The organism is Cellulomonas cellasea (genome assembly GCF_030372105.1).
GTDB lineage: Bacteria > Actinomycetota > Actinomycetes > Actinomycetales > Cellulomonadaceae > Cellulomonas_A > Cellulomonas_A cellasea_A.
Map to the genome: position 1 here is coordinate 130,004 of NZ_JAUDBQ010000011.1, position 26,547 is coordinate 156,550.

Consider the following 26,547-nt stretch of genomic DNA (forward strand, 5'->3'; position numbering starts at 1 on the left):
GCTCCTGGAGGCCCCAGGTGATGCGGCTGTGAGTCGGGCGGGACTCGCGCCCCCGCCCTGGATGTGGCTTCACGCTAGCGTGCGCGCGTCGCCGGATGCGCCCGCGGGCCAACCAGAAGCCGCCCCGAACAGGCGGGCGAAGATTAGCGGGTGGAAGATGTAACCGGGCGGTACCAAGGTCCCGGTAGTGTGCGATCCGTAGCATCGCGCCCAACTGCCACTGGAGTCAGCATGGACGAGTTCCACTCACCTGCCCTCGTCGAGGTCGATCCCGACGAGAACATCAACAACCTGCTCGCGGCGCGGGTCGCCGGCTCGCCGGACGGTGTGATGATCGAGCGCAAGCTCGACGCCGACGGCCCGGGCCCGTGGGTGCAGGTCACGGCGCGGCAGTTCGACGCCGACGTGGTGTCGATCGCCAAGGGCCTGGTCGCGCACGGGATCCAGCCGGGCGACCGGGTCGGGATCATGTCGCGCACGCGGTACGAGTGGACGCTGCTGGACTGGGCGATGTGGGCCGTCGGAGCCGTCGTCGTCCCGGTGTACGAGACGTCGTCGGCTGAGCAGGTCATGTGGATCGCGACCGACGCGGACGTCTCGTTCCTCGTCGTCGAGTCGGCCCACCATGCCGAGACCGTCGCCGAGGTCCGCGCGGACCTGCCGAGCCTGCGCGAGGTGCTGGTGATCGACGACGGCGCCGTGGAGGCGTTGCGCGCCGCCGGCACGGGCGTCGACGACGCCGAGATCGCGCGCCGCCGCGGCCTGGCCAACCTCGCGGACGTCGCCACGATCATCTACACCTCGGGCACCACCGGCCGCCCCAAGGGCGCCGAGCTGACCCACGGCAACTTCGTCGTCCTCACGCGGAACTCGGTCGAGGGCCTGGGCGAGGTCGTGCGCACACCCGGCTCCCGCACGCTGCTCTTCATGCCGCTCGCACACGTCTTCGCGCGCTTCGTCGAGGTGCTGTGCGTGCCGGCGGGCTGCGTGCTCGCGCACACCCCGGACACCAAGAACCTGCTCCCCGACCTCGCGTCGTTCAGGCCCACGTTCATCCTGTCCGTGCCGCGCGTGTTCGAGAAGGTCTACAACTCCACCGAGCAGAAGGCCGCCGCCGGCGGCAAGCAGAAGATCTTCCTGTGGGCCGCCGCGACGTCGATCGCGTACTCCCGCGCGCTGGACACCCCGAAGGGCCCGAGCATCGGCCTGCGGCTGCAGCACAAGGTCGCGAGCGTGCTGGTGTACTCGAAGCTGCGCACCGCCCTCGGCGGGCAGGTCGAGTGGGCCATCTCCGGCGGAGCCGCGCTCGGCGAGCGGCTGGGCCACTTCTACCGTGGCATCGGCCTCAAGGTGCTCGAGGGCTACGGCCTGACGGAGACCACGGCGCCGTCCACGGTGAACCGGCCCGGCGCCACCAAGATCGGCAGCGTCGGCATCCCGCTGCCGGGGACGGCCGTGCGGATAGCCCCTGACGGCGAGGTCGAGGTGAAGGGGCCGCACGTCTTCCTCGGGTACCACCACAACGAGGCCGCGACCGCCGAGGCGTTCAACGACGGCTGGTTCCGCACCGGCGACCTCGGGGCCCTGGACGATGACGGCTTCCTGCAGATCACGGGGCGCAAGAAGGAGATCATCGTCACAGCGGCGGGCAAGAACGTCGCTCCCGCGGTGCTCGAGGACCGGCTCCGCAGCCACCCGCTGATCAGCCAGGTCGTCGTCGTCGGCGACGCGCGCCCGTTCATCGGCGCCCTGGTGACGATCGACCCCGAGGGCCTGCCGGGCTGGCTGCTGGCCCATGGGCGCGCCGAGATGACCGTGGCGGAGGCGTCCGTGGACCCCGAGGTGCTGGCGTCCATCCAGAAGGGCGTCGAGCGGGCCAACCGGGCCGTCTCGCGTGCCGAGTCGATCCGCAAGTACCGCATCCTCGACACCGACCTGACGATCGCGAACGGGTATCTCACGCCGAAGCTGAGCGTGCGCCGCGCCCAGGTCGTCAAGGACTTCGCCGGGGAGATCGACGCGCTCTACGACGGGGCCGTGGTCGGCGGGCAGTGACTGCCGCGTGACCGCCAGCCCACCATCCCGGTGGGACCCGTCGGCGGCCACTGCATGACGAGGGCCTCGCGCCAGCACCGGCGCGAGGCCCTCGTCATGCCTGGCTGGACGGGCTCACAGGCGTGCGAGGCGGGCCAGCAGCGTCTGGGAGGGCACGGCCCAGGCGCCAGCCGCCTGGACGTCCGAGGCGACCTCCTGGTCGCTGGTGACCACCACGACCACCCGGCCCGGCGGCTCGGCCCGCACGATCTGGCGGATCAGGTCGTCCGCGATCTCCCCCACGGAGAACAGCGCCCGCACGTTCCGGGGCGCGGCCGCGGCGCCGGTGTGGCCCGGCTGGCCGTCGAAGCAGCAGGTGACCTCCACGCCGGTGCGCGAGGCGATGTTCGCCAGCGCGTCGAGCAGCCGGCGCCGCTGCTCGGCGAGCGCGAGCTGCGGGTAGGCCGCCTTCGAGACGTTGTAGCCGTCGACGACGAGGTGGGCGTGGGGAAGCCCCAGGAGGTCGTCCAGCAGCGCCGGGTCGTGCACCTCGCGGCCCCGTGACGTCGGGCGCCTGACGGGCTCCTGCGCGCGCGACGCGACGGTGTCGGCGGGGCGCACCTCGACCGGCGGCAGCCCGAGCTCATGCCGGAGCGCGGCCCCCGCGTCGACGACCGTGTCGAGGAGCAGCCGGGCCCGCGACGACGCGACGCCCTGCGCGACCCGCGCCTCGCCGCGCATCGCGGCGCGCTCAGACTCAGCCGCCCGCCGCTCGGCCGCCGCGGCTGCCAGCTCCGCTCCCGCCTGCTCGCGCAGCGCCTGCGCCTCGAGGCGCGCGGCCTGCGCCTCGGCGAGGGCCTGCCGGGCCTCGCTGCGCGCCCGGTCCGCGTCGGAGCGCAGCCGGCGCTGCTCACGCCGGAGCACTGCGGCCTCGTCCTGCGCGGCGGAGGCCTCGAGCCGGGCCGCGCCGAGGCTCGCGGACAGGCGGGCCGCCTCCTGCTCAGCGCGCTCCGCACGGCGGGCCAGCGTGTCGAGGACGGCCTGGACGGGCCGGTCGGGCGACTCGCCGTCGTCGTCGGCGACCTCGGCGGCGGCCCCGCGGACGATGGACTCCCAGCCGTCGGGGCGCAGCAGCCAGGCGCCGATCGCGACCTCCGCGGGGTCGGCGGCCGGCGCCTCGCCGTCGGCGGGCTCGTCGGCACGGCCGGCCGCGATCGCGTCGGCGAGCTCGGGCCGCGCATGGCTCCACACCCGCGCGACCCGGCCGCGGAACGCGTCGTCATGGCGCAGCGCATGCCAGAGCGGCGCGGCGCCGGCGCTGGGCCTGCGACGCGGCGCGAACCGCTGGACCTGGCGCAGTGCGACCGGGACGTCCTTCGGGTCCATCTGCCCGAGCACCTCGGCCGCGGTGCGCACGAGCGCTGCCCGCACCGGTCCGGGCAGGTCAGCGCCCTGTCCGTCGGTCACGTCCTCGCTCATGCGCTCACCCTAGGCGTGCTCGCGCCGACCGGCGGCGCCGGGCGTGCGGCCGGTCGGCGACGGCGCCGTGACCGTGAGCGTCGTCAACGCTGTCAGTGCCTGCGGATAACGTGCGCGGCATGCCGCCCTTCCCGCCCACCGGCCCGGCGCGCGCCGACCTAGCGCTCCCCCACCCCGGGAGCCCGGTCCAGCTCGCGCTCGACGAACTGGGCGTCCCGCTGTCAGAGGTCACGTTCGTGGTCGTGGACCTCGAGACCACCGGCAGCGCCCCGCAGGGCTCGGCCATCACGGAGATCGGCGCGGTGAAAGTCCGTGGCGGCGAGGTGCTCGGCGAGTTCCAGACCCTGGTGAACCCCGGCGGCCCGATCCCCGCGTTCATCTCCGTGCTGACCGGCATCACCACAGCGATGGTGGTGGAGGCCCCACGCATCGAGGAGGTGCTGCCGAGCTTCCTGGAGTTCGCGCGCGGTGCGGTGCTCGTCGCCCACAACGCGCCCTTCGACATCGGGTTCCTCAAGGCCGCGGCCGCCCAGACGCATCATCCATGGCCGTCCCCACAGGTCGTCGACACCGTGCGTCTCGCCCGCGCGGTCGTCACCCGCGACGAGGCCCCCAATCACAAGCTCGGCACGCTGGCCGCGCTCTTCCACGCGACGGTGACCCCCGACCACCGGGCGCTATCGGACGCGCGCGCCACCGTCGACGTGCTGCACGCCCTGCTCGGACGACTCGCCCCGCTGGGCGTGACCCACTTGGAGGACCTGGCGACGGCGGCCGACCCGGTGCCATCGGCAGTCCGCCGCAAACGCCACCTGGCGGACGGCCTGCCCGACGCACCCGGCGTCTACATGTTCCGCGGGCCGGGCGACGAGGTGCTGTACGTCGGCACCTCCACCACGTCGCTGCGCGCCCGTGTGCGCACCTACTTCACCGCCTCGGAGAAGCGCCGCCGGATGGCGGAGATGGTCCAGATCGCGCACGCCGTGACCCCCGTGGTGTGCGCGACGCCGTTGGAGGCCCGCGTGCGCGAGCTGCGCCTCATCGCCGAGCACTCCCCGCGCTACAACCGCCGGTCGCGGTTCCCCGAGCGCATGCCGTGGGTGCGGCTGACCGCCGAGGCGTACCCCCGGCTCACAGTGGTGCGCGAGGTGCGCCCCGACGCCCCGCAGGCGGCGCCGGCAAGCCACATCGGCCCCTTCGCCTCACGGGCCGCCGCGCAGGCCGCCGTCGACGCGCTGCATGAGGCGTTCCCCATCCGCCAATGCTCGCGACGCCTGCCCCTGGCGCCCGCCAGTGGCGCGAGCTCGTGCGCGCTGGCGGGGATGGGCCGGTGCGGCGCGCCGTGCGTCGGCGGCCAGGCCCCGGCCGACTACGCCGAGACCGTCGCCGCCGTGAGCGCGGCGATGCTCGGCGACCCCGAGCCGGTCGTCCGGGCGCATGCAGCGCGCATCGCCGCCCTGGTGGCGCGCGAGCGCTTCGAGGAGGCCGCCGGGATGCGCGACCAGCTCACGACCTTCCTGCGGGGCGCCAGCCGCGCCCAACGGCTCGAACCCCTCGCCCGGTGCCCCGAGCTCGTCGCCGCCCGCCCCCGGGATGTGGGCGGGTGGGAGGTCGTGCTCGTCCGCCACGGGCGGCTCGCCGGGACGACGACCACCACCCGGGGCGCCGATCCCTGGCCCGCGATCCACGCGCTGAGCCTCACCGGCGAGCACGTCGCCCCGCCAGTGCCGCCGGCGCCCGCGGCCCACCCCGAGGAGGCCGACCTGATACTCGGCTGGCTCGAGTCCCCCGGAGTGCGGCTCGTGCGCGCCGAGGGGGGATGGGCATGCCCGGTGCGAGGCTCCCAGGCTCTCCTGGAGGAGCCCGCCACTGTCGCGGGGCTCGTCGCGGACCACATCGCCGGCCTCGCCCACCAGCCCGGCCCCCTCGACGACACGGCCGAGGCGCCGGGCGAGGCGGTGGGCGTCGGCGCCGCTGACGCGGCATGATGGCCGCATGCTGACAGCGATCGTCCACATCGACACCGAAGCCGCACGCATCCCCGAGGTCGCCGCGGCGATCGCCGAGGTCCCCGGGGTGAGCGAGGTCTACTCCGTCACCGGTGGCGTCGACCTCATCGCCGTCGTCCGAGTGCGTGAGCACGAGCAGCTCGCAGACGTCATCGCCGACCACGTCAGCAAGGTCCAGGGCGTCATCCGGACGCAGACCTTCATCGCGTTCCGCACGTACTCGCAGCAGGACCTGTCACAGGCTTTCGCCCTCGGCATCGAGGACTGACGCCCGGCTGACACCCCTCTGACAGCCTGCTGACGGTCTGGCAGGTGGCGCTCAGCCCGCCGAGGAGGCGGAGCGCCACCGCTCGAGCGCGTCGGCCGCGGCCCCGGAGTCGATGGCCGCGGTGGCGAGGCCGAGGGCCGTGGAGAACCGCTCGACGAGCGTGCCCTGCGCCAGCCCCGGCAGGGTGCCGTCCGCGACCAGCGCGCCCGCCGCGTTCAGCAACACCGTCTCGCGCGCGGGGACCTTGTCGCCGGCCAGCACCTCCCGGAACACACCCGCGTTGACCGCCGGGTCCCCGCCCCGCAGGTCCTCGACCCGCACGGGGGTGAGGCCCAGGTCGGCCACGGCGTCGAGCGTGTGCTCGGCCACCTCGCCGTCGCGGACCTCCCACACCTGGGACACGCCCGTCGGCGCCAGCTCGTCCAGGCCGTCCGGCCCACGGAACACCAGCGCGCTGGTCCCGCGTCCGGCGAGCACGCCAGCGACCAGGCCGGCCATCCGCGCGTCCGTCACGCCGATCGCCGTGACGGCGGGGCGCGCCGGGTTGGTGAGCGGGCCCAGGAAGTTGAACGCGGTGGCGATGCCGAGCTCGCGGCGTGGGACTGCCGCATGCCGCATGGCCGGGTGGAACACCTGCGCGAACAAGAACGTGATGCCGACCTCGGCGGCCAACTCCTGCACGCGCGCGACGGGCAGGTCCAGCCGGATGCCCAGCTCCTCCAGGACGTCGGCCGTCCCGGTGGACGACGAGGCCGCGCGATTCCCGTGCTTGACCACGCGCAGCCCGGCGCCCGCGATGACGAGGGCCGCCATCGAGGAGATGTTCACGGTGTGCGCGCGGTCCCCGCCGGTGCCGACGATGTCGACACAGCGACCAGGCACCTCGATGAGCTGGGCGTGCGCCAGCATCGTGTCGGCCAGGGCCGTGAGCTCCTCGACCGTCTCGCCCTTGGCGCGCAAGGCGACGAGGAACCCCGCCACACGGGCCGGGGACGCCTCGCCGCCCATGATCTCGCTCATCGCCCAGGAGGTCTGCTCGCGATCGAGGTCATGCCCGGCGACCAGGGCGGTGAGGAGGTCGGACCACGTCGCGGCGACGCTCATCAGGCGGTGGCCCGCTCAGCGACGAGCCTCGCCACTGCGCGCTGCAGGTCCTCGGGGTCCAGGGGCCGGCTGAGCACCGCGTCGGCGTTGGACCAGGACGCGAGCCACGCGTCCTGCGGGCGCCCGGTCAGCAGCAGCACCGGCGGGCAGTTGTAGACCTCGTCCTTGAGCTGGCGCGACACGCCCATGCCGCCGGTCTTGGCGGCCTCGCCGTCGAGCACGAGGAGGTCGTAGCGGCCCGTGGACGCCTCGGTGATCACCGCTGCGGGGGACGCGACCTCGACCCACTCGATGTCGGGCGCCCCGCGGCCCAGGCGCCGCCCGACGGCCAGGAGGACCTCCTGCCGGGCGTCGACGTCGTCGCTGTAGAGGAGGATGCGAGGGGCATTGCCCTTCTCCTCGCTGTGCGGGTCCAGCGGCTCGACCGTGCTCATGGTGCTTCCTCATTCGTCTCGACGTGCCTTCAGGGGCATCTTGGCATGCCCAACCCCACTGACGCGCAGACCACAAGCATCCGCGCCGAACGGGCCCGGAAACTGACGGTGTGACATTTAACGCGCGCCGCGCCTAGGTCTAACGACCCATGCGGACGTGGTCTAGGCCATAATGGCCGACGTGTCGACTGCAACGGCTGCTCCCAGCACCTCAGCTCATCTGAGCGTCAACCGCCCGAATCCCGTTTCTGTCGGGACCATCGTGTGGCTCGCCAGCGAGCTCATGTTCTTCGCGGGCCTCTTCGCCATGTACTTCACGATCCGGGCAGCGGTGCCCGACGAGTGGGCGGTCCAGACCGAGCTGCTCTCGCTGCCGTTCGCCCTGGCCAACACCACGGTCCTCGTGCTGTCCTCGGTGACCTGCCAGATGGGCGTCTGGGCCGCCGAGCGATTCCAGCCCGTGCGAACCGGCAGCCTGCTGCAGGTGCACCGCTGGGGCATGAACGAGTGGATGACCCTGACCTTCGTCATGGGCTCGGTGTTCGTGGCGGGCCAGGTGTTCGAATACGCCGAGCTCGTCGAGCACGGCCTCACGATCTCCTCGAGCCCGTACGGCTCGGTCTTCTACCTCGCGACCGGATTCCACGGTCTGCACGTGGTGGGCGGCCTCATCGCGTTCCTCTTCCTTCTCGGCCGCTCGTTCTCCGCGAAGCGGTTCGGCCACCACGAGGCGACGACGGCGATCGTCACCTCGTACTACTGGCACTTCGTCGACGTCGTGTGGATCGCGCTGTTCGCGGTCATCTACATGCTGCAGTGACCAGTGGCGCCTGGCGCCACCCCGTATTCGAACCCTGACCCACCGTGCGAGACGAGGAACGATCCGTGAAAGCACTTGCAGCCCGCAGGCACCACCGGCATGCGCCGGTCGTGCTGCTCCTGCTGGCGCTGCTGGCAACCGGCGCGCTGTACGCCGTGCTGGCGCCGACGTCGGCTGACGCAGCCGACTCGGCGGCCAGCGCGAACGACATCGAGGCCGGCGACAAGCTCTTCCAGGCCAACTGCGCCACGTGCCATGGCCCGACCGGGGAGGGGACGGGGAGCGCCCCGTCCCTGATCGGCGTCGGCGCCGCGTCCGTGGACTTCCAGGTCGGCACTGGCCGGATGCCGATGGCGATCTCCGGCCCGCAGGCCGAGGCCAAGCCCGTCCAGTTCAACGCCGAGCAGACCGCGCAGCTCGCCGCCTACGTGGCCTCGCTGGGCGCCGGCCCGGGCATCCCGGTCGCCGACCAGGTCGACCCGAGCAAGGGCGACGTCGCCAACGGCATGGCCTTGTTCCGCACCAACTGCGCCATGTGCCACAACGCGGTCGGCGCCGGCGGAGCCCTCTCCGAGGGCAAGTACGCGCCGTCCCTGCTGGAGACCACGAACACGCACATCTACGAGGCGATGGCCACGGGCCCGCAGTCCATGCCCGTGTTCAGCGACGCGAACCTCACGTCCGAGGAGAAGCGCGACGTGATCGCGTACATCGACGCGCAGCGCGAGCCCTCCCCCGGCGGCATCAACCTCGGCTCCCTCGGGCCGGTCAGTGAAGGCCTGTGGGTGTGGGTCGTTGGAATCGGCCTGCTCATCGGAGCGACCGTCTGGATCGGAGCCAAGTCCTCGTGAGCACGCAGCAGAACCCCGGCCACGGCGACGAGGTCGTGGCGCACGAGGGCTCCGCCCCTGTGACCCACTTCCAGAACCCGGGCCTCCCGCCGCACAAGCCGCGGCAGGCCGACCTCCACCCGGCGGCGGCCAAGCGCGCCGAGCGCCAGGTCGTCTTCCTGTTCACCCTGTCGATCATCGGCACCATCGGCGCCATCGTCGCGTGGGCGCTGGTGCCCCCGGGCGAGACGCCCTCCAGCATGCGCCTGTCGAACTTCCTCATCGGGTTCGGCCTCTTCCTCAGCCTCATCGGCATCGGCACCGCGGCCGTGCACTGGGCCAAGACGCTCATGAACGACCACGAGAAGGTCGAGATGCGCCACCAGCAGCGCAGCTCGGACGAGACCCGCGCGGTGGCGGTCGACATGCTCAAGGAAGGCGCCGCCGACTCCGGCATCGGGCGCCGTGGCGTCCTCAAGGGCGCGGCCGTGACATCGCTCGCGTTGTTCCCGCTCGCCATCGCCGTCCCGCTCATCGGCGACGTCGGCGGGACGTGGGACGTCGCGCGGCTCAAGCACACCATCTGGCGCAAGGGCGTCAAGCTGACCACCGACCCCGCCGGACGGCCCATCAAGGCCGCCGACGTCACCATCGGCTCGGTCTTCCACGTGATCCCCGAGAACCTCGAGGAGGTCCCGGTCGAGGACCGCCTCAACCAGAAGGCCAAGGCCGTGGTGCTCCTGGTGCGCCTCGACCCGCGGGACCTGAAGGAGTCCGAGGAGCGCAAGGGCTGGTCGTACGACGGCATCGTCGCGTACTCCAAGATCTGCACCCACGTCGGATGCCCCGTAGCGTTGTACGAGCAGCAGACGCACCATCTGCTGTGCCCGTGCCACCAGTCGACGTTCGACGTCGCCGACGGCGCCAAGGTCGTGTTCGGCCCCGCGAAGCGCGCTCTGCCCCAGCTTCCCATCGAGGTCGACGACGAGGGCTACCTGGTGGCGCAGTCCGACTTCCACGAACCTGTCGGCCCGAGCTTCTGGGAGCGCCTCAAGTGAGCACCACCACTCCGACCCGTGGAGCGCGGGCGGCCTCCGGCACCGCCGACTACCTCGACCAGCGGACCGGCGTCGGCACCGCGGTCAAGGAGTTCGCGCGGAAGATCTTCCCCGACCACTGGTCGTTCATGCTCGGCGAGATCGCCCTCTACAGCTTCGTCGTGCTGCTGATCTCGGGCGTGTTCCTGACGCTGTTCTTCGTGCCGAGCATGGGCGAGACGCACTACCACGGCCCGTGGGCGGCGATGGACGGCGTGGAGATGTCCCAGGCGTTCGCGTCCACGCTGCGGCTGTCCTTCGAGGTGCGCGGCGGCCTCCTGATGCGGCAGATCCACCACTGGGCGGCGCTGCTGTTCATGGCCGCGATCGTCACGCACATGATGCGCGTGTTCTTCACGGGTGCGTTCCGCAAGCCCCGCGAGGTCAACTGGGTTGTCGGCTTCGTGCTGATGATCCTGGGCCTGGCCGCCGGATTCTCCGGCTACTCCCTGCCGGACGACGTGCTCTCCGGCAACGGCCTGCGCATCACCGACGGGGTCATCAAGGCGATCCCGATCATCGGCAGCTACGTGTCGTTCTTCGTCTTCGGCGGCGAGTTCCCGGGGACCGACATCATCCCGCGCCTGTTCACGGTGCACATCCTGCTCGTGCCAGGGCTGATCCTGGCGATGATCGGGCTGCACCTGTTCTTCGTGGTGCTGCACAAGCACACGCAGTACCCCGGGCCGGGCCGCACCAACCAGAACGTCGTCGGCTACCCCGTCTTCCCGGTGTACGCCGCGAAGGCTGGCGGCTTCTTCTTCATCGTCTTCGGCGTGATCGCCCTCATGGCGGCCACGATGACGATCAACCCGGTCTGGAACTACGGCCCCTACGACCCGTCACCGGTGTCCGCAGGAGCCCAGCCCGACTGGTACATGCTCTTCCTCGAAGGCGCGCTACGGCTCATGCCCGGGCAGACCGAGTACGTGATCGGCGGCTACACGCTGTCGCTCAACGTGCTCATCCCCGCCATGGTGGTGCCGGGCATCCTGTTCACGGCCATTGCCGCCTACCCGTTCATCGAGGCGGCCGTGACCAAGGACAAGCGGGAGCACCACCTGCTCGACCGCCCGCGCAACGCGCCGTTCCGCACCGCATTCGGCGTGGCCTTCCTGACGGCATTCGTCGTGCTGGTGCTCGCCGGGGCGAACGACCTCATCGCGACCCAGTTCAAGATGTCGCTCAACGACATCACGTGGGTGTTCCGGATCCTGCTGTTCGTCGGGCCCGCCTTCGCGTTCTGGGTGACGAAGCGGATCTGCCTCAGCCTGCAGCGCAAGGACCGCGAGCTGGTGCTGCACGGCCATGAGACCGGACGCATCGTGCGCTTCGCGCACGGCGAGTACATCGAGGTGCACCGCCCGCTCGACGAGTACGAGCAGTGGCTGCTGGTCAGCTACGACTCGCCTCGCCCGCTCGAGATCGAGCCGGCGGAGGACTCCCGTGGGGTCCGCCGCAAGGGCTACCGCCTCGACCGGCTCAAGCAGCGCGTGTCGCGGGTCTTCTTCGAGGACCGGGTCGAGGCGGTCACCCCCGCCGAGCTCGCCGCCGCGCACTCGCACGGCGAGCACGACACGCTCACCGGACCGGAGACGGCGAACGCCCAGGTCACGTCGGAGGTCGGCTCCCGTCCGGCCGCTGAGACGGAGACCGACGGGCGGAATCACTGAGGCTGGTCCAGAGTTGTCCTGTCTGAGCGGGCGCACCCTGCCGGGTGCGCCCGCTCGGCATATCGACGGTTCACCCCCGACGTCTCGCAGCGCTGCTGCGACCTGAGGTAGGAGAGGCATCACGCATGGCTGACTACACACTCCCGGATCTGCCCTACGACTACGCGGCACTCGAGCCGCACATCTCCGGGCGCATCATGGAGCTGCACCACGACAAGCACCACGCCGCGTACGTCGCGGGGGCGAACACCGCGCTCGAGAAGCTGGCTGAGGCCCGCGAGTCCGGCGACCTCTCCTCGGTGAACCTGCACGAGAAGAACCTCGCGTTCAACCTGGGTGGGCACGTCAACCACTCCGCGTTCTGGCTCAACCTCTCCCCGAACGGGGGCGACCGTCCCACCGGCGAGCTGGCCGCCGCCATCGACGAGTTCTTCGGCTCGTTCGACGCGTTCCAGAAGCACTTCGCGGCGAACGCGGCGGGCATCCAGGGCTCCGGCTGGTCGATCCTCGCGTGGGACTCCATCGGCGAGCGCCTCATCGTCGTGCAGCTCTACGACCAGCAGAGCAACATCGCGCTCGGCCTGGTCCCGATCGTGCTTCTCGACATGTGGGAGCACGCGTTCTACCTCGACTACGTCAACGTCAAGGCTGACTACATCAAGGCCTGGTGGAACATCGTCAACTGGGAGGACGCCGCCGCACGGTTCGACCGCGCGCGGACCCAGACCGCTGGTCTGATCATCCCCCGCTGATCCACCCGCGCTGAGCTGTCAGCGCTGAGTTCTCAGCGCTGGGCGAGACGTCCGCGACGGGCGCCGGCGGCCACCAGGCCGCCGGCGCCCGTCGTCTGTCTCCGGGGCGCTGGCCATGAGGCCGCGTCAGTGGTCAGCCGAGATGCTGCGCGAGCTCGGCCCTGCTGTGCAGGCCCAGCTTGGCGAAGACCCGCGCGAGGTGGCTGTCGACGGTGCGCACCGACAGGAACAGCCGCTCGGCGATGACCTTGCTGCTCAGCCCTGCGGCGGCCAGGCCCGCGATCTCCCGCTCCCGGCGGGTCAGCTCCACCTTCTGGCTCGCGCTCGGGAGCCACAGCCCGACGTTGCCGAGCGCCGCGGCCCGCGCCACGACGAGCGCCTCGTCTCCTGAGGCCATCGCCTCGGCATGGTCCAGCATCGCCAGAGCGCGCTCACTGCCGATGCCCGCGGTGAGCTCGCGCAGCCGCCCCAGGGCGCGCGCCGTGTCCGCGGCGCTCGAGCCCGGGAGCGCGCCGCGCTGGCTGCGCGCTCGGATCGCGCGATGCAGGGCCTCGGCCTCCACCCGGTGCATGCCCTGGCCGGCCGCCCACGACGCCAGTGCCACCGCCTGCGCCTCCAGGTCCGGGGCATGCGACCACGCGGCAGCGTCCAGCAGCACCAACCGGATCTCGGCCTGCATGGCGCGGGCCCTGCGCAGCGGCGTGCGCCGGATGCGCTCGATGAGCTCCCGGGTCGCCGGGGCGTCGCCCACCGCCGCGCTCGCCAGGGCCTCGTAGGCCAGGGTGAGGGCGGTGAGGCTCCCGTCGTCGCGCAGCGGCGACCGCGAGTTCGCGGTGCGCAACTCGTTGCGGGCCACCGACCAGCGTCCATCCGCGGCCGCGACCATCCCCTCCGCCAGGTGGTCCAGGCAACGGTCCATGCGAAGAAGCCCGGCGCCGGACCTGATCTGGGCGAGGTGCTCGCGCGCGCTGGACAGCTCCCCCGCCCACACCGCCAGCAGGGTCCGCCACCCGAGCAGCTCGGCGCGGGCCCACGGGTACACGCGTCCGGCGGCGCCGACGACAGCCGCGTAGCGCATGTCGACTGCGCGCGCGACGGCGAACTGACCCGCCTGCCCCAGGCCGAGCATCACCGGGGTGACGAGGGGGAAGCGGGCGACGTCTCCGCTCTTGCCCGCCATCAGCATCTCGGTGGCAGGACTGAGCTGCTCCGTGAAGCGCCCCCCGTATCCGAGCATGACGAGCCGCTCGGCGGCCAACTCCCTGAGCCCTTCCACCGCGGCGGGAACGCCCTCGAGGCCGGCCAGGTCTGCCACGGCCGCGTCGATGGCGGCCACCGCCGCGTCGACCGAGTCGGCATAGACGAGCTCGAGGTTCGCGAGCCGCCGGGCCAGGTCCACCCGGTGCTCGGACCAGTCGCCGTCCTTCGCCTCCGCGCGAGTGAGCTCGCGCAGCGCCGCCTCGAGGTCGACCCGGGCGAGGTCCGCGACCCCTTGGAAGCCGTGGGCGCTCGACCGGGTGCGCAGGAGGCGGACACGATCCAGCACCTGCATGTCGGCGACGGCGTCGAGGCCGACGGTGGTCAAGCGCACCACCGACTCATGCACCCCGCCGTGCGCGGCGAGCTCGGCGGCGACCCTCAGCCGGGCCACCGAGACCCGTTCGCCGCACTCGAGCGACCAGGTGGCCCACTGGATGATCCCCTCACCCGTCTGCTCGGGGTCGTACGAGGTGCGTCCCAGCGCCTTGAGGTGCTCCTGGCGCTGTGGCCAGGGCACCAGCTCCCGGACCGCCGCCGCGGCGATCGGGGCCCGCCACCGCACGACCGGCACGAGCCGCCCCAAGCCCTCAGTTTCGGGCACGAGCTCCAGCACCCCGTCGAGCAGCAGGCCGGCGACCGGATCGGAGGCGCCGAGCTCGCCGAGCACGTCGAGCCCGACGGCCCCCGCCAGTGCCGTGACCTCGAGTGCGCGACGCTCCAGTGGGCCGACCTGCTCCAGGCCGCCGTGCACGACGTCCAGCAGCCGGGGGCCGGGCTGAACGCTGCCGATCCACTGCCAGGCGCCGCCGCTGGAGACCATGCGCCCGGCGTCGACCTCATGCGTCAGGAGCTCGTGCACCAGGAACACCGAGCCGTGCGTGAGCTGCCACACCCGCATGACCAGATCGGCGGAGACCGGGCCGCCGAGCGCCTGGACCAGGAAGTCGGCGGTCTCGGTGCGGTCGAAGGGCTGCACGTCGACTCGTTGGACGCAGCCGTCCTTCCACAGCTCCCGCCACGGCGAGAGGCGGGCTGTGGAGGGTCGCGCGGTGGCGACGAGCGTGATCGTCCGCTGCCGTGCCATCCAGGCGAGCATCCGCGAGGTCGCGGCGTCCAGCAGGTGCAGGTCCTCGACTCTGACGACCGGGGCCGGCTTGCCAGCGTCGGTGCGGGCCGTGAGCGCCTGGGCGATCTCACGGGCCGCCGCGGCGTCGTCGACGGCGCCGGCGAGGTCGACGCCGAACAGGGTGGCGACGGGCGCCAGGGCGGACTCGCCGACGGATGGCGAGCCCTGCAGCACGAACGCGTCGCCTGGGTGGCCGGACGAGACCAGGCCCTCGACTGCCTTGCGCGCGAGGAAGGTCGCACCCATGCCGGGCGCGCTCACCAGCAGGACGCTGCGCCCCTGCCGGGTGGTCGCCTGGACCTGCTCGACCAGCTCGCCGCGCACGGCACGCGACTCTGGCGCGGGAACTGAGCGCTGCGTCGGGATGAGGGTTGTCCGCGGTGCCTGGATGGGGGCGCCGTAGACCATGTTCGAGCTCCTTGGAAACGTTGCGAAAACGAGCACTCCCCCATCGGACTCATCGGTGCCCCGAGGGCCCGACTTGAGTCCTTGACGCTCACCTCTTCGAACTGCGTAGCGATTACCGATGTGAGGGCGGCGCCCCGGCGCCTAACGTCCATTCCTGAACCATGAGCCCAGCCTGCCCGGCGCCGCGCCGCGCCCGTGCAGACCACCGATCGTGAGGGAGTGTCCGTGCCCACCTACACCGCACCTGGCGTGTATGTCGAGGAGGTGCCCTCGTCGCAGAAGGTGCTCGCCTCGGCGCCCACTGCTGTCGCCGCCTTCGTCGGCTTCACCGAGCGCGCCCCGAGCGACGACCCGAACGACCCGCAGGGCCTGGCGCCGCGGCTCGTGACGAGCTGGACGCAGTACGAGAACCTGTACGGCGGCTTCGTCGACGGAGCCGTGCTGCCGCTGTCGGTGTACGGCTTCTTCCTCAACGGCGGCTCGATGGCGTACATCGTCCGCGTGCCGAATGTCGACCCGGCCGGCGAGCCCGCGCGCCGCGCGCTGCCCGCCGCGGACCGCGCGCTGGGCCTGCCCGTCGCCGTGGAGAGCATCGAGCCCGACGCCGACCTCACCGTCGTGGTGGCGTCGGAGGACGGCGGCGCCGACGCGGAGGGCCCCTCGGCCTTCACGATCTCCATCGTGCAGGGCGACGAGACCGTCGAGTCGTACCCCGGCCTGTCCCTGGGCGGCCCCCGTGACGCCGCGACGGTGATCAACGCGACGTCGACGCGCGTCAAGGTCAGCGTGAAGCTCGACGAGGCCGTGGACCTGCAGAGCCAGCTCGAGCTGCTCAAGCCGGGCGCCTACGCCCTCGAGAAGGCCGCGCCCGTGCCGGTCCCCGTCACCGGCCGCAAGTTCGCCGGCTCGGAGTCGGCGCGCACCGGCATCAACGGCCTCGCCGTGGCCGACGACGTGACGATGGTCATCGTCCCCGACCTGGTCACCGCAGCCACGCGGGCCGACGGCACGCTCGACCTGGGCCTGTGGAAGGCCGTGCAGACGGCGCTGATCGCGCACTGCGAGCAGCACCCCAACCGCATGGCGATCCTCGACGCTCCCCCCGGGATGGGCCCGCAGCAGATCAAGGCGTGGCGCTCCGAGGAGGCCATGTACGACTCGCAGTTCGCGACCCTCTACTACCCGTGGATCAAGGTCGAGAACCCGGCGGCGACCAGCGGCGACGCCGAGGTGCTCATCCCGCCGTCCGGCCACGTCGCCGGCGTGTGGGCGCGCACCGACGACACGCGCGGCGTGTGGAAGGCCCCTGCCAACGACACGATCCGCGGCGTCCTGGACGTCGAGCGCTCCATCACGCAGAACGAGCAGTCGCTGCTCAACCCCGTCGGCATCAACTGCATCCGCCCGTTCGGCACCCGGGGCATCCGCATCTGGGGCGCCCGCACCCTGACGTCGGACACCGACTGGCAGTACATCAACGTGCGCCGCCTGTTCAACATGGTCGAGTCGACCATCATGGAGGGCACCCAGTGGGCGGTCTTCGAGCCGAACGACGTCAAGCTCTGGGAGGGCGTCAACCGCACCCTGAGCGGCTACCTGCACGGCCTGTGGCAGGCCGGCGCACTGTTCGGGTCGAGCGCCAACGAGGCGTACTACGTCAAGTGCGATGCCTCGATCAACACCCCCGAGTCGATCGACGCCGGGAAGCTCGTGGTGGAGGTGGGCCTGGCGCCCGTCAAGCCGGCCGAGTTCGTCGTCTTCCGGATCAGCCAGAACAAGCAGTCGGCCAACTGACCGACGCCCCGCGGGCCCGGACCACCGGGCCCGCGGCCCCCATCTCAACCTGAGGAGCAACAGTGGTCGACGGACTGTTCACCAATGACCCGATCGTGGCGCAGAACTTCTTCCTGGAGATCGACGGCGAGGTCATCTCGACGCTCATCAGCGTCGCGGGCCTGGACATCGAGGTGAGCGTGAGCCGCTCCAAGCAGTCCGGATCGGGCGGTGTGCTGCAGGAGGTCAAGGGCCTCGGCAGCGCCACCCAGACCTCCGACCTGCAGCTCTCGCGCGTGGCCCCGCTGGACTCGACGTCCGACAAGCTGTGGACGTGGTTCAACGAGATCCGCGGCACCGGCCTGGTGGCCACCGACCGCGCCGGCCAGCGCAAGAACGGCTCGATCGTGCTGTACGACACGGCCCGCAACGAGGTCGCCCGGTTCAACTTCTTCAACTCCTGGCCGAGCAAGATCTCCACGGACCAGCTCAACGTCGAGAGCACCGACGTCGTCAAGGAGAGCATCACGCTCGTCATCGAACGGCTCGAGCGCGTCAAGTGACCATGCAGACCAAGTACGACTTCACGCTCCCCCGCGGGTACGTCGACGCGCACGGGACGGTGCACCGCACCGGCACGATGCGCCTGGCGACCGCGCGGGACGAGCTGGAGCCGCTGCGCGACCCGATGATCGACGGCCCGGACGACCCGCGGCTGACGGTCGTGGTGCTCGCGCGCGTCGTCGAGCGCCTCGGCACGATGGAGCTCGTCACCGCGCGTGACATCGAGGGCCTGTTCGCCGTCGACCTGGCGTTCCTGCAGGACTTCTACGGCGTCATCAACTTCGGCTCCCAAGCGGAGTACGAGGAGCTGATGGCGGCGCAGGGCGCGAGCTCGGGCCCCGTCAGCGGTCCCGTGGCGCCTGTCGCCGTCGCGGAGCCCGTCGAGGCGGAGCCCGCGCCCGCGGAGCCGGTGGCCGACGCCGTCGGCGGCGCTGGCCGGGTGAGCTCCGACGTCGCCTACGTCCGGCAAGGACGTGCGGCGATCGAGGAGATCCCCGCAGACGGTCGGTGACAGATGCTGCGCTACCCGTCGGAGGCGCTGTGGCAGGAGATCGCGTACCTCGCGTACCACCTGCACTGGCCCCTCGGTGACCTGCTCGACCTCGAGCACCTCGACAGGGTCCGGATGGTCCGGGCCGTGTCATCTCTGAACGAACGAGCGTGGGAGGCGGTGCGCGACCATGCCGGCAGCTGAGGTGCTGGGCGGCGAGCCGACCAGCAGTGCGCTCTTCCTGTTCGAGGTGGACGGCGTGGAGATCGGCACCTTCCGCTCGCTGCGCGGCCTCGAGCTCACGGTGGGCGTCGAGGAGTACGTCGAGGGCGGCCAGAACGGGTACGCCCACAAGCTGCCCGGGGTGCTGCGCTGGCCCAACCTCGTGTTCGAGCGCGGGCTCATCGAGTCCGACGCGCTGTTCACCTGGGTCGCGAACTCCGCGGGCGAGAACTTCGCCGCGCGGGGGAACAAGCTGACCCGGAGCACGGGCGCCGTGACAGCCATCAGCTACACGGGCGAGCGGCTGCGCGCCTGGGAGCTGCAGGGCGTCTTCGCGGTGCGCTGGGAGGGCCCCGCCTTCGACGTGGATCGTGAGGAGCAGCTCGTCGAGCGCCTCGAGGTCGCGCACAACGGCTTCCGGGCGAAGACGTCATGACCGAGGCATCCCCTCAGGGGAACGAGTCGGCCGGCCTGGACCCCGCGCAGGCGGGACCGGGCGCGCCCGACCCGCGGACCGTGCTGGGCCGGGCGATCGCCGGGCGGATGCGCCGTCCGGGACCACGGGCCGGGCGCCGTCGCACCCCGCTCGTGGGCGGTCTCGCGGCCTCGTCCACGCGGTTCGTCGGCGCCATGCAGCAGACCGCGACGGTGCGACGCGCGCTGGCGGGCCCCACGACGCTGCGCGCCCCGCGCCTGGCCGACGGGATGGCCCCGCCGCGATGGTGGACCCCACAAGCGCAGGCCACCGGCCTGGATCCGCGCAGGGTCGAGCAGCACGCCCCCGATCCGGTCCGCAGGGCTCCCGGCCGCACGCCCACCACGGCGCGGCCCACCACGCTGCCCGTCCGGCTGCCCGCGGAGGTCACGGCCGCGGGCCCGATGGTCGTCTCCCAGGACACCCGGCGGCGCTCCGTGCCGCCCAGGGCCGCTGGACCGTCCGGACCCGGTCGACCGCCCGGCGGCGAGGGCTCAGCGCCGGGGCGGCACTCGGGGACTGGGCACGGGCAGCCCGCGGCGAGCCACGCCGCTGGGCCCAGGTCCCCCGCCGCGCTCCCCCGCCCACAGGCCTCACCGACAGGCGCCACGAGCGCCGGTGTCGTGCGGCGGAGTCCCGCCACGGGACGCGCAGCCGTGCCGACCGCCCGGCAGGGGGCCGTCGGCTCACCCCGCGCGGCCACGGGTGTGCTGGGCCGTGGGGCGCTGCTGGCGCGTCGCGCCCAGGTGCGTGACGTCCTCAGCCCGGCTCCCCAGGCCACGGTCGCCGCTCAGGCCGCTCAGACTGCTCGATCCGGCGCGGTCGGCGGGCAGCCCGCGGTGAGCGGAGCCGAGGCGATGCCCGGCTCGATCCAGGCCACGCGGCCCTCCGCCGTGCCTGCGGCGCCGTCGACACAGCCGACCCACTCGGAGTCACCGTCGGCGGCCGCCCGGAGGTCCCCTTCGGGCTCCACCGCCGGAGGAGCGTCCGCCGTGGGCCAGCAAGGGCCCGGAGGCGCGGCAGACACGCTGCGCCGGACGCCCGCGTCTGCCACGTCGACCCCGAGCGCGCCCGCAGGCGGCCCCCCGACAGCCGAGGCCGTGCACAGCCAGGCACTGGCCTCCGCCGATGCCGCGGCGCCCGCGGTCTCGGCCGCTGCGGCGCCCTCAGCGCAGACGACCTCACCGCAGATGCCGTCACCGCAGGGGCTGCGGCGTCCACTCGCCCCCGCCCGCCCGCTCACACATGTCCGACGTCTGTGGTCGCCGGTGGCGCGCCCCGCCGTCGAGCTTCGACCCGCCGCGCCGACAGGGGTGGCCCCGACCCCCTCGACGGCCGTCGCCGTCGCCGACCGCCTCCGCCCGAGGCCCGTCGACGAGCACGCCATGACACCGGGCACACCGGCTCGGGCGTCGAGCGCTGCCGCCGCGGCGGCGTCACCCGCGGCGATGTCCCGCGCGGCAGTCGCCGGCCTGGCCACTCCGAGTCCTGCCCTGATCTCCCGCTCACCGCTCACCGCGAACGCGGCGCCGCCGCCACACGCCGCCGCGCCCGCTGGGCCAGCCGCAGTCGCTGGGCGTACCGCACTCGCCGGGTCAGCGGCATCCGCTCAGCCCGTCCCAGCAACTCGGCCCGTCGCCTTGGCGAGCCCCGGCTCCGAGACCGGCGCCGGGATGGCGGCGGTCATGCCCGCATCGGACCAGCAGTCCACCAGCAGCCCCGCGGTGGCCCTTCCCAGGGCGAGCGCGTCGACCCTGACCGCCGCGGTGGCCCGCTCGACCCCCAGCCTCCTCACCGCGACGCCACCGGTGCGTCTGCTCCGCGCCGCCGCCCCGCTCAGCGGTTCTCACGTCGTCGCCCAGCACCCCGCGGAGCCGGCAGCCCGCACGGCCGGAGCCCGAGTCGCGGGCCGGTCCGTCCAACGGGCGTTCCTCCCAGCCGCGCTCGACGGACGCCGGATCGGCGGCGACGGCCCGGTCGGCCACGCCATCGGGAACAGCGCCGCGGCACACGGCAGCGCACCAGTCGGCGCAGCCACCCTCGGGATCGGGACGCGCGGGACCGGAGCGCACGTGGGCGTGCGCGGCGTGCTGCGCCGCCGGATCGGCGCAGCGGGCCCGCTGCGCTCGTTCGCGGGCGCTCCGGGGCAGCGCGTGGCGGCTCCGACGTCGGGTTCTCGAGCCAGCATGCAGGCCACGCGGCGACCGACCGCCGCCGGATGGCCGGTCGCCGCCACTCACGCCACCGAGACGCCCCCGACAATGGCTCAGTCGACGCCCGCGACCCGAGCCTCCCAGGGCCCGGCGTGGGCGGCCAAACCCCGCGCCAGCCGTGAGACCCTCGCCAGCGTCAACGGCGTTCCGGACGCCACTCACCACGACGTGCCCGCCGGGCGGCCCGGTCGCGCCCGGCACGCCGAGCAGGGGACGCTGCGCCGGTCGCCGCTCCTGGGCGGCCTGCTGGCGTCATCCGCCGTCGCCCCGCCACGCGGCGCGACCCCAGCCCGCACGGCCACGACGGCCCGTGTCGGCGGCGCGCTCCCCAACGGCGCAGTCAACGCGCCCCCTCCCGTCCCCGCGATCGCGCGGGCGTCCGCCGGCGGCTCACCCGGCACGAGCGCCACTGTGCGCCGGTCCCTGGACCGGGCGGCGATGGCCTGGCTGATGGACGCACCCACCACGACCCCCGAGAGGCAGGCCCCGATGTCGCACGCTCTGGCCGACGCACCTCCGCTCCCCCGGTCCGCGGCCCCCGCGCCCGCGTCCGCCGCCGGGCTGGACGAGGCGACGATGGCGCGGATCGTCGACGCCGTCGTCGACCGGGTCGAGGCGCGGCTGTCCGACGAGGTCGAGCGGCGCGCGCACCGCGCCGGGCGGGGGGTGTTCTGATGGCCGGGCCCGAGAAGGCGTTCCTGGAGATCGAGACCGGCGACCGGCTGCCGTGCCTGTTCAACCCGGCGCAGCTGGAGATCACGCGGAGCAACGACTGGCATGCGCACCGGATGCCAGGCCGTGGCGTGCCACGCCTGCAGTACGCGGGCGCCAACCCGGGGTGGATGCGCGTCGAGCTGTTCTTCGACACGACGGACGATGGCGCCCCGGTGACGCGGTACACCGGCAAGATCCTCGAGCTGATGGAGGTCGACCCCTCGCTGCCCGGCACCGATGAGGCCTCCCGCAACGCGCGTCCGCCGTATGTGACGTTCCACTGGGGCGAGCTGCACTCGTTCCGCGCGGTCATCTCCGACCTGGCGCTGACGTTCACGTACTTCTCCTCGACGGGCACGCCGCTGCGGGGGACGCTCGACCTGACGATGCGGCAGTACGAGCCGTCGCGCGCCTTCGGGCCGCAGAACCCGACGTCGGGCACCCCGCAGCCGCACCGTGTGCACCGGGTGCAGGCCGGGGAGACCCTCGACCGCATCTCGGCCCGCTACTACGGCGACTCGACGCGCTGGCGTCTGCTGGCCTCCGCGAACGGCATCGCCGACCCGCTCGAGCTGCGCGCGGGCACGCTGCTGTCCATCCCCCGGATGGACGCATGAGCGCCGTCGACGACCTCCCCGCCGAGACGGGCACGCGCCTGGCGCCACACGTCAAGGTCGACGGGTCCCTGCTGCCGGACGACTGGGCGTCGGCGCTCACCGAGCTGCGCGTGCAGGTGGGCGTGCGCACCGTCGGGCGTTGCACGCTGCGCTTCGCCGACCGCGGCTATGCGCTGTCCTCGAAGCCGCGGCTCCTGCTGGGCAGCACCGTCGACGTCCTGGCCGCGACGCGCGGCAGCAGCAGCCTGGTGCGGGTGTTCACCGGGAAGGTGAGCGGCGTCAGCGTCGAGCAGCGGGGGGCTGGAGCCTCCGAGCTCAAGGTCGTGGTCGAGGACGTCGCCGCGTCGCTCGCGCGGTCGACCTCCGCGGCGACGTACCTGGAGATGACGTACGACGACATCATCCGCAAGGTCGTGACCCCGCAGGCGAAGGTCTCGCTCACGCGCGACGGCGGCGACACGCAGGCGTACGTGCTGCAGACCGACTCGGACCTGGCGTTCGTCGACGAGCTGACGCGCCGCACCGGGCAGGACTGGGTCGTGGACGACGGCGTCTTCCACGTCTGGCCCCGCACGTCGGGCTCTGGCGCGGCGCGGCCAGGCGGCGGCGACGTGGAGGTGCGGCTCGGCGCGACGCTGAGCGACTTCACCGTGCAGCTCACCGCTGGAGCCCCGTCGAGCGTGCGGGTGCGCGGGTGGGATCCCCTCGAGCAGCAGCCCGTGGAGTCGGTGGAGCAGGCGGACGGCGCGGCTGGGTCGAGCCGCATCGGGAAGAAGTTCAGCCTCTCCTCCGTCCAGGGCGGCGAGATCCTGGACGCGTCCGGCGCCCCCGCGAGCGCCACCGAGGCCGCCGCGCTGGCCAAGGCGCGGCTGCGCGCGGCCGGCAGTGTGCTGGCGCGGGGCCGGGGCCCGGTGCAGGCGGCGCTGCGGCCGGGCGGCTCGGTCACGGTGGTCGACGCGGGCCCGTCATCGGGCACGTACCAGGTGCAGGAGGTCGTGCACGCCTACGACGCCCGCGGCTTCACCACGCAGTTCACGGCGGGCGACCAGCCCGCCAGCCAGGTGTACGACTCGCTCGCGGGCGCGGGATCGGCCGGGGTCGGCAGCTTCGCGCACGCCGGGCTGGCCGTGGGCCAGGTCACCGACATCAAGGACCCCGCGCAGTTGGGACGGGTGCGTGTGCAGCTCGTGGGCCTCTCGGCGACCGTGGAGTCCACGTGGGCGCGGGTGGCGGCGATCGGCGGCGGCGCCGTGCGCGGGCTCGTGTCCATCCCCGAGGTCGGCGACGAGGTGCTCGTCGGGTTCGAGTCGGGCGACGTCCGCCGGCCCGTGGTGCTGGGCGGACTGTTCGGCAAGGGCGTGCGCGGGCCGGAGGGCACCGTCGAGGACGGCAAGGTGGTCGCGCGGCGCCTGACCTCGCGCCTGGGCCATGTCATCGAGCTGGGCGACGGCTCGCAGGAGGCCGCGCAGCATGTGCTGCTCGAGCTCGCGGGCAAGAAGCACAGCCTGCGGCTCGGCCAGGACAAGGCCCACCTGAGGCTGCCCGACGGCGTCCCGCTGACGGTCACTGTGGGCTCGTCGACGATCACCCTCGACGGGAAGGGCGCGATCGCCCTCCAGGGCACGTCGATCGCCGTCAAGGCGAAGGAGAAGCTGTCGTTGTCGGGCGCCACGGTGGAGATCGCGGCGTCGGGCGGACTCAAGGCGTCGGGCGCCACCGTCGACATCAAGGGCTCGGGCAAGGTCGCGATGGAGTCCGGCGGCCCGGCAGTGATCAAGGGAGCGATGGTGCAGATCAACTGATGGACGCCACCACATCCCCCGGCGGCGCCGTCGACCAGGCCGCGTCGTTCATCGGGCGCGGGTTCAGCTGGCCATTGCAGGTGGACCACGCGGGCTCGATCAAGCTCACGCACGGCCCCGAGGACATCGACCGCTCGATCCGCCTCATCCTGCTCACGGCGCCCGGGGAGCGGCTCATGCGGCCGCAGTTCGGCTGCCGCATCTGGGACCTGCTCTTCGAGCCCGTCACCGCGAACCTGCTCGGCCTGATCAGCGAGGCCGTGCGCGACGCGCTGGCCCAATGGGAGCCGAGAGCCATCGTCGAGGACGTCGAGCCCGTGCAGGACGAGGACGTGCCGTCGCTCGTCCACGTCCGCATCACGTACCGCGTGGTGTCCACGAACAGCCGGCGCAACCTCGTGTACCCGTTCTACGTCATCCCGCACGAGGAGCACTGATGCCGCTTCCCCCGCCCCACCTCGACGACAGGTCCTTCCAGGACATCGTCGACGAGACGAAGCGGCTCATCCCGCGCTTCACCCCGGAGTGGACCAACCACAACGTGTCCGATCCGGGCGTGGCGCTCATCGAGCTGTTCGCCTGGATGAGCGAGATGGTGCTGTTCCGCGTCAACCAGGTGCCGGAGCGGCTGTACGTGCACTTCCTCAACCTCGTGGGCGTCGAGCCGTTCCCCGCGTCGGTGGCGGGCGCCGACCTGACGTTCTGGCTGTCGGCGGTCTCCGACCGGCCCGTGGTGGTGCCCGCCGGGACGCAGGTGGCCACCGGGGCCGACGGCGCCCAGGAGCCCATCGTGTTCGCCACCATCGCGGAGGCCGTCGTCAGCCCTCCCACGCTCGTCGCGGCCCACACGGCGCACGCGCACACGGGCGAGGCCCTCGACGCGCTCGGCGACCTGCGCTACCCCGGGCACGCGGTGACGGTCTTCCCGTCGGCGCCGCTGACCCCCGGGGACGGCCTGCTGCTCGGCTTCGCGGAGTCCCTCGCCGGCCTCGTGCTGCGCATGGACGTCGAGGCGGACGCGGAGGGCATCGGCGTCGACCCGCGCAACCCGCCGCTCGCCTGGGAGGTGTGGTCCGGTGAGGGCTGGGTCGCCGCCCAGGTCCATGAGGACACCACGGGCGGGCTCAACCGGGACGGCTCGATCACGCTCGTCATGCCCCCCGTCCACCAGCCGCTCACCCTGGCGGGGGCCGGCGCGTACTGGCTGCGCGCCCGCCTGACGCACCCGGCGCCGGGGCAGCCCACGTACGAGGCCTCGCCGCGGCTGCACTCGCTCAACGCGCACGCCGTGGGCGTCACCACGCCGGCCGAGCACGCGGCGGCGGCGCCCGCCGAGCACCTCGGCCGCTCCGACGGCTCCCCCGCCCAGCGCTTCACCGTGTCCCGCCGGCCCGTCGCCCGGCGCCGGGACGGCGAGGCGGTGCGCGTCATCACCCACGACACCGCGACGGTGTGGCAGGAGGTGCCGGACTTCGCCGAGTCGGGGCCCGGCGACCTGCACGTCGTGTGGGACTCGTCCACCGGCGAGGTCCGCTTCGGCCCCCGCGTGCGCTACCCCGACGGGACGGTGCGCCAGCACGGCGCCATCCCGGCGGACGGCGCGGAGATCGCCGTCACGGGCTACCGGCACGGCGGCGGCGCGGTGGGCAACGTCGGATCGGGCACCCTCACCGCGCTGCGCTCCACCGTGCCGATGGTCACGTCGGTGACGAACCTGCGCCCGGCGACGGGCGGCGTGGACCCCGAGTCCGTGGACGAGGCGAAGGTGCGCGGCCCGTTGATGCTGCGCACCGGGATGCGCGCGGTGACGGCGAAGGACTACGAGCGGATCACCCACGAGACGTCCACCGAGGTCGCGCGGGCGCGCTGCCTGCCGTCCGCCGACGGGCGCCAGCCAGTGCGGGTGCTCGTCGTCCCGCGCGTCGCCGGCGACCCGCGCGGGCACGTCATCGACGACTTCGCGCTGCCGGACCACCTCCTCGACCGGGTGTGCTCGGTGCTCGACGAGCGGCGGCCCGTGGGGGTGGCTGTGGAGGTCGGCACGCCGTTCTACCAGGGCGTCAGCATCGCCGCGCTGGTCCGCGCGCTGCCGGGGCGGCCGCTGCCGCTGGTGCGCGACCGCGTGCTGGGCGTGCTGCACCGCTACGTGCACCCGCTCACCGGGGGGCCTGACGGCACGGGCTGGCCGTTCGAGGCCGACCTGACCGCCGCCGTCGTGGCACAGCTCGTCGAGGCCGTCGAGGGCGTGGAGCGCGTGGACGAGGTCCAGCTCTTCGCCTATGACCTGCGCAACGGGCGCCGGGTGGGCCTGGGCCGCGACGCGCTGCGACTCGAGCCGCATGCCCTGTTCCTCTCGGCCGCGCACCAGGTCGTGGTCAAGTGA

General features: G+C 72.9%; 22 protein-coding genes. 18 read left to right on the forward strand and 4 right to left on the reverse strand.

Annotated elements, in window-relative coordinates:
* The first annotated feature begins 231 nt into the window (after positions 1-231).
* The gene (locus QUV83_RS11850) at positions 232-2,055 is read left to right on the forward strand and encodes an AMP-dependent synthetase/ligase (RefSeq protein ID WP_289564719.1); all 1,824 of its coding nucleotides are present in this window, start codon (positions 232-234) and stop codon (positions 2,053-2,055) included.
* 114 nt (positions 2,056-2,169) lie between these two features.
* On the opposite strand, the gene QUV83_RS11855 is transcribed toward QUV83_RS11850, so the two are convergent.
* On the reverse strand, positions 2,170-3,513 hold the full coding sequence (locus QUV83_RS11855; protein ID WP_289564720.1) for an NYN domain-containing protein: 1,344 nt from the start codon (positions 3,511-3,513) through the stop codon (positions 2,170-2,172).
* A gap of 119 nt (positions 3,514-3,632) precedes the next feature.
* Here QUV83_RS11855 and QUV83_RS11860 point away from each other — a divergent pair, with 119 nt between their 5' ends.
* Positions 3,633-5,501 carry a DEDD exonuclease domain-containing protein gene (locus QUV83_RS11860; RefSeq protein WP_289564721.1) on the forward strand — a complete coding sequence of 623 codons (1,869 nt, stop codon included), beginning with the start codon at positions 3,633-3,635 and terminating at the stop codon, positions 5,499-5,501.
* Positions 5,502-5,508: 7 nt separating this feature from the next.
* A complete protein-coding gene (locus tag QUV83_RS11865) occupies positions 5,509-5,790 on the forward strand; it encodes an Lrp/AsnC family transcriptional regulator (RefSeq protein ID WP_289564722.1) in 282 nt (93 codons plus the stop codon).
* 51 nt (positions 5,791-5,841) lie between these two features.
* Here QUV83_RS11865 and trpD read toward each other — a convergent pair whose 3' ends face one another.
* Together trpD and QUV83_RS11875 are read right to left on the reverse strand one after the other, a co-directional pair.
* Positions 5,842-6,894 carry an anthranilate phosphoribosyltransferase gene (gene trpD, locus QUV83_RS11870; protein WP_289564723.1) on the reverse strand — a complete coding sequence of 351 codons (1,053 nt, stop codon included), beginning with the start codon at positions 6,892-6,894 and terminating at the stop codon, positions 5,842-5,844.
* A complete protein-coding gene (locus tag QUV83_RS11875) occupies positions 6,894-7,328 on the reverse strand; it encodes a hypothetical protein (RefSeq protein ID WP_289564724.1) in 435 nt (144 codons plus the stop codon). Before QUV83_RS11875 ends, trpD begins: the two co-directional genes overlap by 1 nt.
* A gap of 172 nt (positions 7,329-7,500) precedes the next feature.
* Here QUV83_RS11875 and ctaE point away from each other — a divergent pair, with 172 nt between their 5' ends.
* The 5 genes from ctaE (at position 7,501) to QUV83_RS11900 (ending at position 12,500) form a co-directional block, all read left to right on the forward strand.
* Complete coding sequence (gene ctaE, locus QUV83_RS11880; RefSeq protein WP_289564725.1) at positions 7,501-8,148, forward strand: aa3-type cytochrome oxidase subunit III; 648 nt, start codon at positions 7,501-7,503, stop codon at positions 8,146-8,148.
* A gap of 65 nt (positions 8,149-8,213) precedes the next feature.
* The gene (qcrC, locus tag QUV83_RS11885) at positions 8,214-8,999 is read left to right on the forward strand and encodes a cytochrome bc1 complex diheme cytochrome c subunit (protein ID WP_289564726.1); all 786 of its coding nucleotides are present in this window, start codon (positions 8,214-8,216) and stop codon (positions 8,997-8,999) included.
* Positions 8,996-10,036, forward strand: a complete 1,041-nt coding sequence (gene qcrA, locus QUV83_RS11890; protein WP_436231910.1) for a cytochrome bc1 complex Rieske iron-sulfur subunit — start codon at positions 8,996-8,998, stop codon at positions 10,034-10,036. The genes qcrC and qcrA overlap by 4 nt, the downstream gene beginning before the upstream one ends.
* Positions 10,033-11,748: a cytochrome bc1 complex cytochrome b subunit gene (gene qcrB, locus QUV83_RS11895; RefSeq protein ID WP_289564727.1), complete on the forward strand. Its 1,716-nt coding sequence runs from the start codon at positions 10,033-10,035 to the stop codon at positions 11,746-11,748. Before qcrA ends, qcrB begins: the two co-directional genes overlap by 4 nt.
* 125 nt (positions 11,749-11,873) lie before the next feature.
* Positions 11,874-12,500, forward strand: a complete 627-nt coding sequence (locus QUV83_RS11900) for a superoxide dismutase (protein ID WP_289564728.1) — start codon at positions 11,874-11,876, stop codon at positions 12,498-12,500.
* A 133-nt stretch (positions 12,501-12,633) separates the two neighbouring features.
* On the opposite strand, the gene QUV83_RS11905 is transcribed toward QUV83_RS11900, so the two are convergent.
* On the reverse strand, positions 12,634-15,210 hold the full coding sequence (locus QUV83_RS11905; protein WP_289564729.1) for a helix-turn-helix domain-containing protein: 2,577 nt from the start codon (positions 15,208-15,210) through the stop codon (positions 12,634-12,636).
* A gap of 309 nt (positions 15,211-15,519) precedes the next feature.
* On the opposite strand from QUV83_RS11905, the gene QUV83_RS11910 reads away from it, so the two are divergent.
* From QUV83_RS11910 to QUV83_RS11955, 10 genes are all read left to right on the forward strand, one after another.
* Positions 15,520-17,088 (forward strand): phage tail sheath family protein, encoded by a 1,569-nt coding sequence (locus QUV83_RS11910; RefSeq protein ID WP_289564730.1) that lies wholly within the window; start codon positions 15,520-15,522, stop codon positions 17,086-17,088.
* A 62-nt stretch (positions 17,089-17,150) separates the two neighbouring features.
* Positions 17,151-17,630 (forward strand): phage tail protein, encoded by a 480-nt coding sequence (locus QUV83_RS11915; RefSeq protein ID WP_066589093.1) that lies wholly within the window; start codon positions 17,151-17,153, stop codon positions 17,628-17,630.
* 2 nt (positions 17,631-17,632) lie between these two features.
* Positions 17,633-18,142 carry a hypothetical protein gene (locus tag QUV83_RS11920; RefSeq protein ID WP_289564731.1) on the forward strand — a complete coding sequence of 170 codons (510 nt, stop codon included), beginning with the start codon at positions 17,633-17,635 and terminating at the stop codon, positions 18,140-18,142.
* A gap of 3 nt (positions 18,143-18,145) precedes the next feature.
* Positions 18,146-18,325 carry a DUF6760 family protein gene (locus QUV83_RS11925; RefSeq protein WP_066589098.1) on the forward strand — a complete coding sequence of 60 codons (180 nt, stop codon included), beginning with the start codon at positions 18,146-18,148 and terminating at the stop codon, positions 18,323-18,325.
* Positions 18,312-18,779, forward strand: coding sequence for a phage tail protein (locus QUV83_RS11930; RefSeq protein WP_289564732.1), 468 nt, complete (start codon positions 18,312-18,314; stop codon positions 18,777-18,779). The genes QUV83_RS11925 and QUV83_RS11930 overlap by 14 nt, the downstream gene beginning before the upstream one ends.
* Before the next feature lie 1,724 nt (positions 18,780-20,503).
* Positions 20,504-21,706, forward strand: a complete 1,203-nt coding sequence (locus QUV83_RS11935; protein WP_289564733.1) for a hypothetical protein — start codon at positions 20,504-20,506, stop codon at positions 21,704-21,706.
* Positions 21,706-22,362: a CIS tube protein gene (locus QUV83_RS11940; RefSeq protein ID WP_289564734.1), complete on the forward strand. Its 657-nt coding sequence runs from the start codon at positions 21,706-21,708 to the stop codon at positions 22,360-22,362. Before QUV83_RS11935 ends, QUV83_RS11940 begins: the two co-directional genes overlap by 1 nt.
* Positions 22,359-24,164, forward strand: coding sequence for a phage baseplate assembly protein V (locus QUV83_RS11945; protein ID WP_289564735.1), 1,806 nt, complete (start codon positions 22,359-22,361; stop codon positions 24,162-24,164). The genes QUV83_RS11940 and QUV83_RS11945 overlap by 4 nt, the downstream gene beginning before the upstream one ends.
* On the forward strand, positions 24,164-24,601 hold the full coding sequence (locus QUV83_RS11950) for a GPW/gp25 family protein (protein WP_289564736.1): 438 nt from the start codon (positions 24,164-24,166) through the stop codon (positions 24,599-24,601). Before QUV83_RS11945 ends, QUV83_RS11950 begins: the two co-directional genes overlap by 1 nt.
* Positions 24,601-26,547 carry a putative baseplate assembly protein gene (locus QUV83_RS11955; protein ID WP_289564737.1) on the forward strand — a complete coding sequence of 649 codons (1,947 nt, stop codon included), beginning with the start codon at positions 24,601-24,603 and terminating at the stop codon, positions 26,545-26,547. Before QUV83_RS11950 ends, QUV83_RS11955 begins: the two co-directional genes overlap by 1 nt.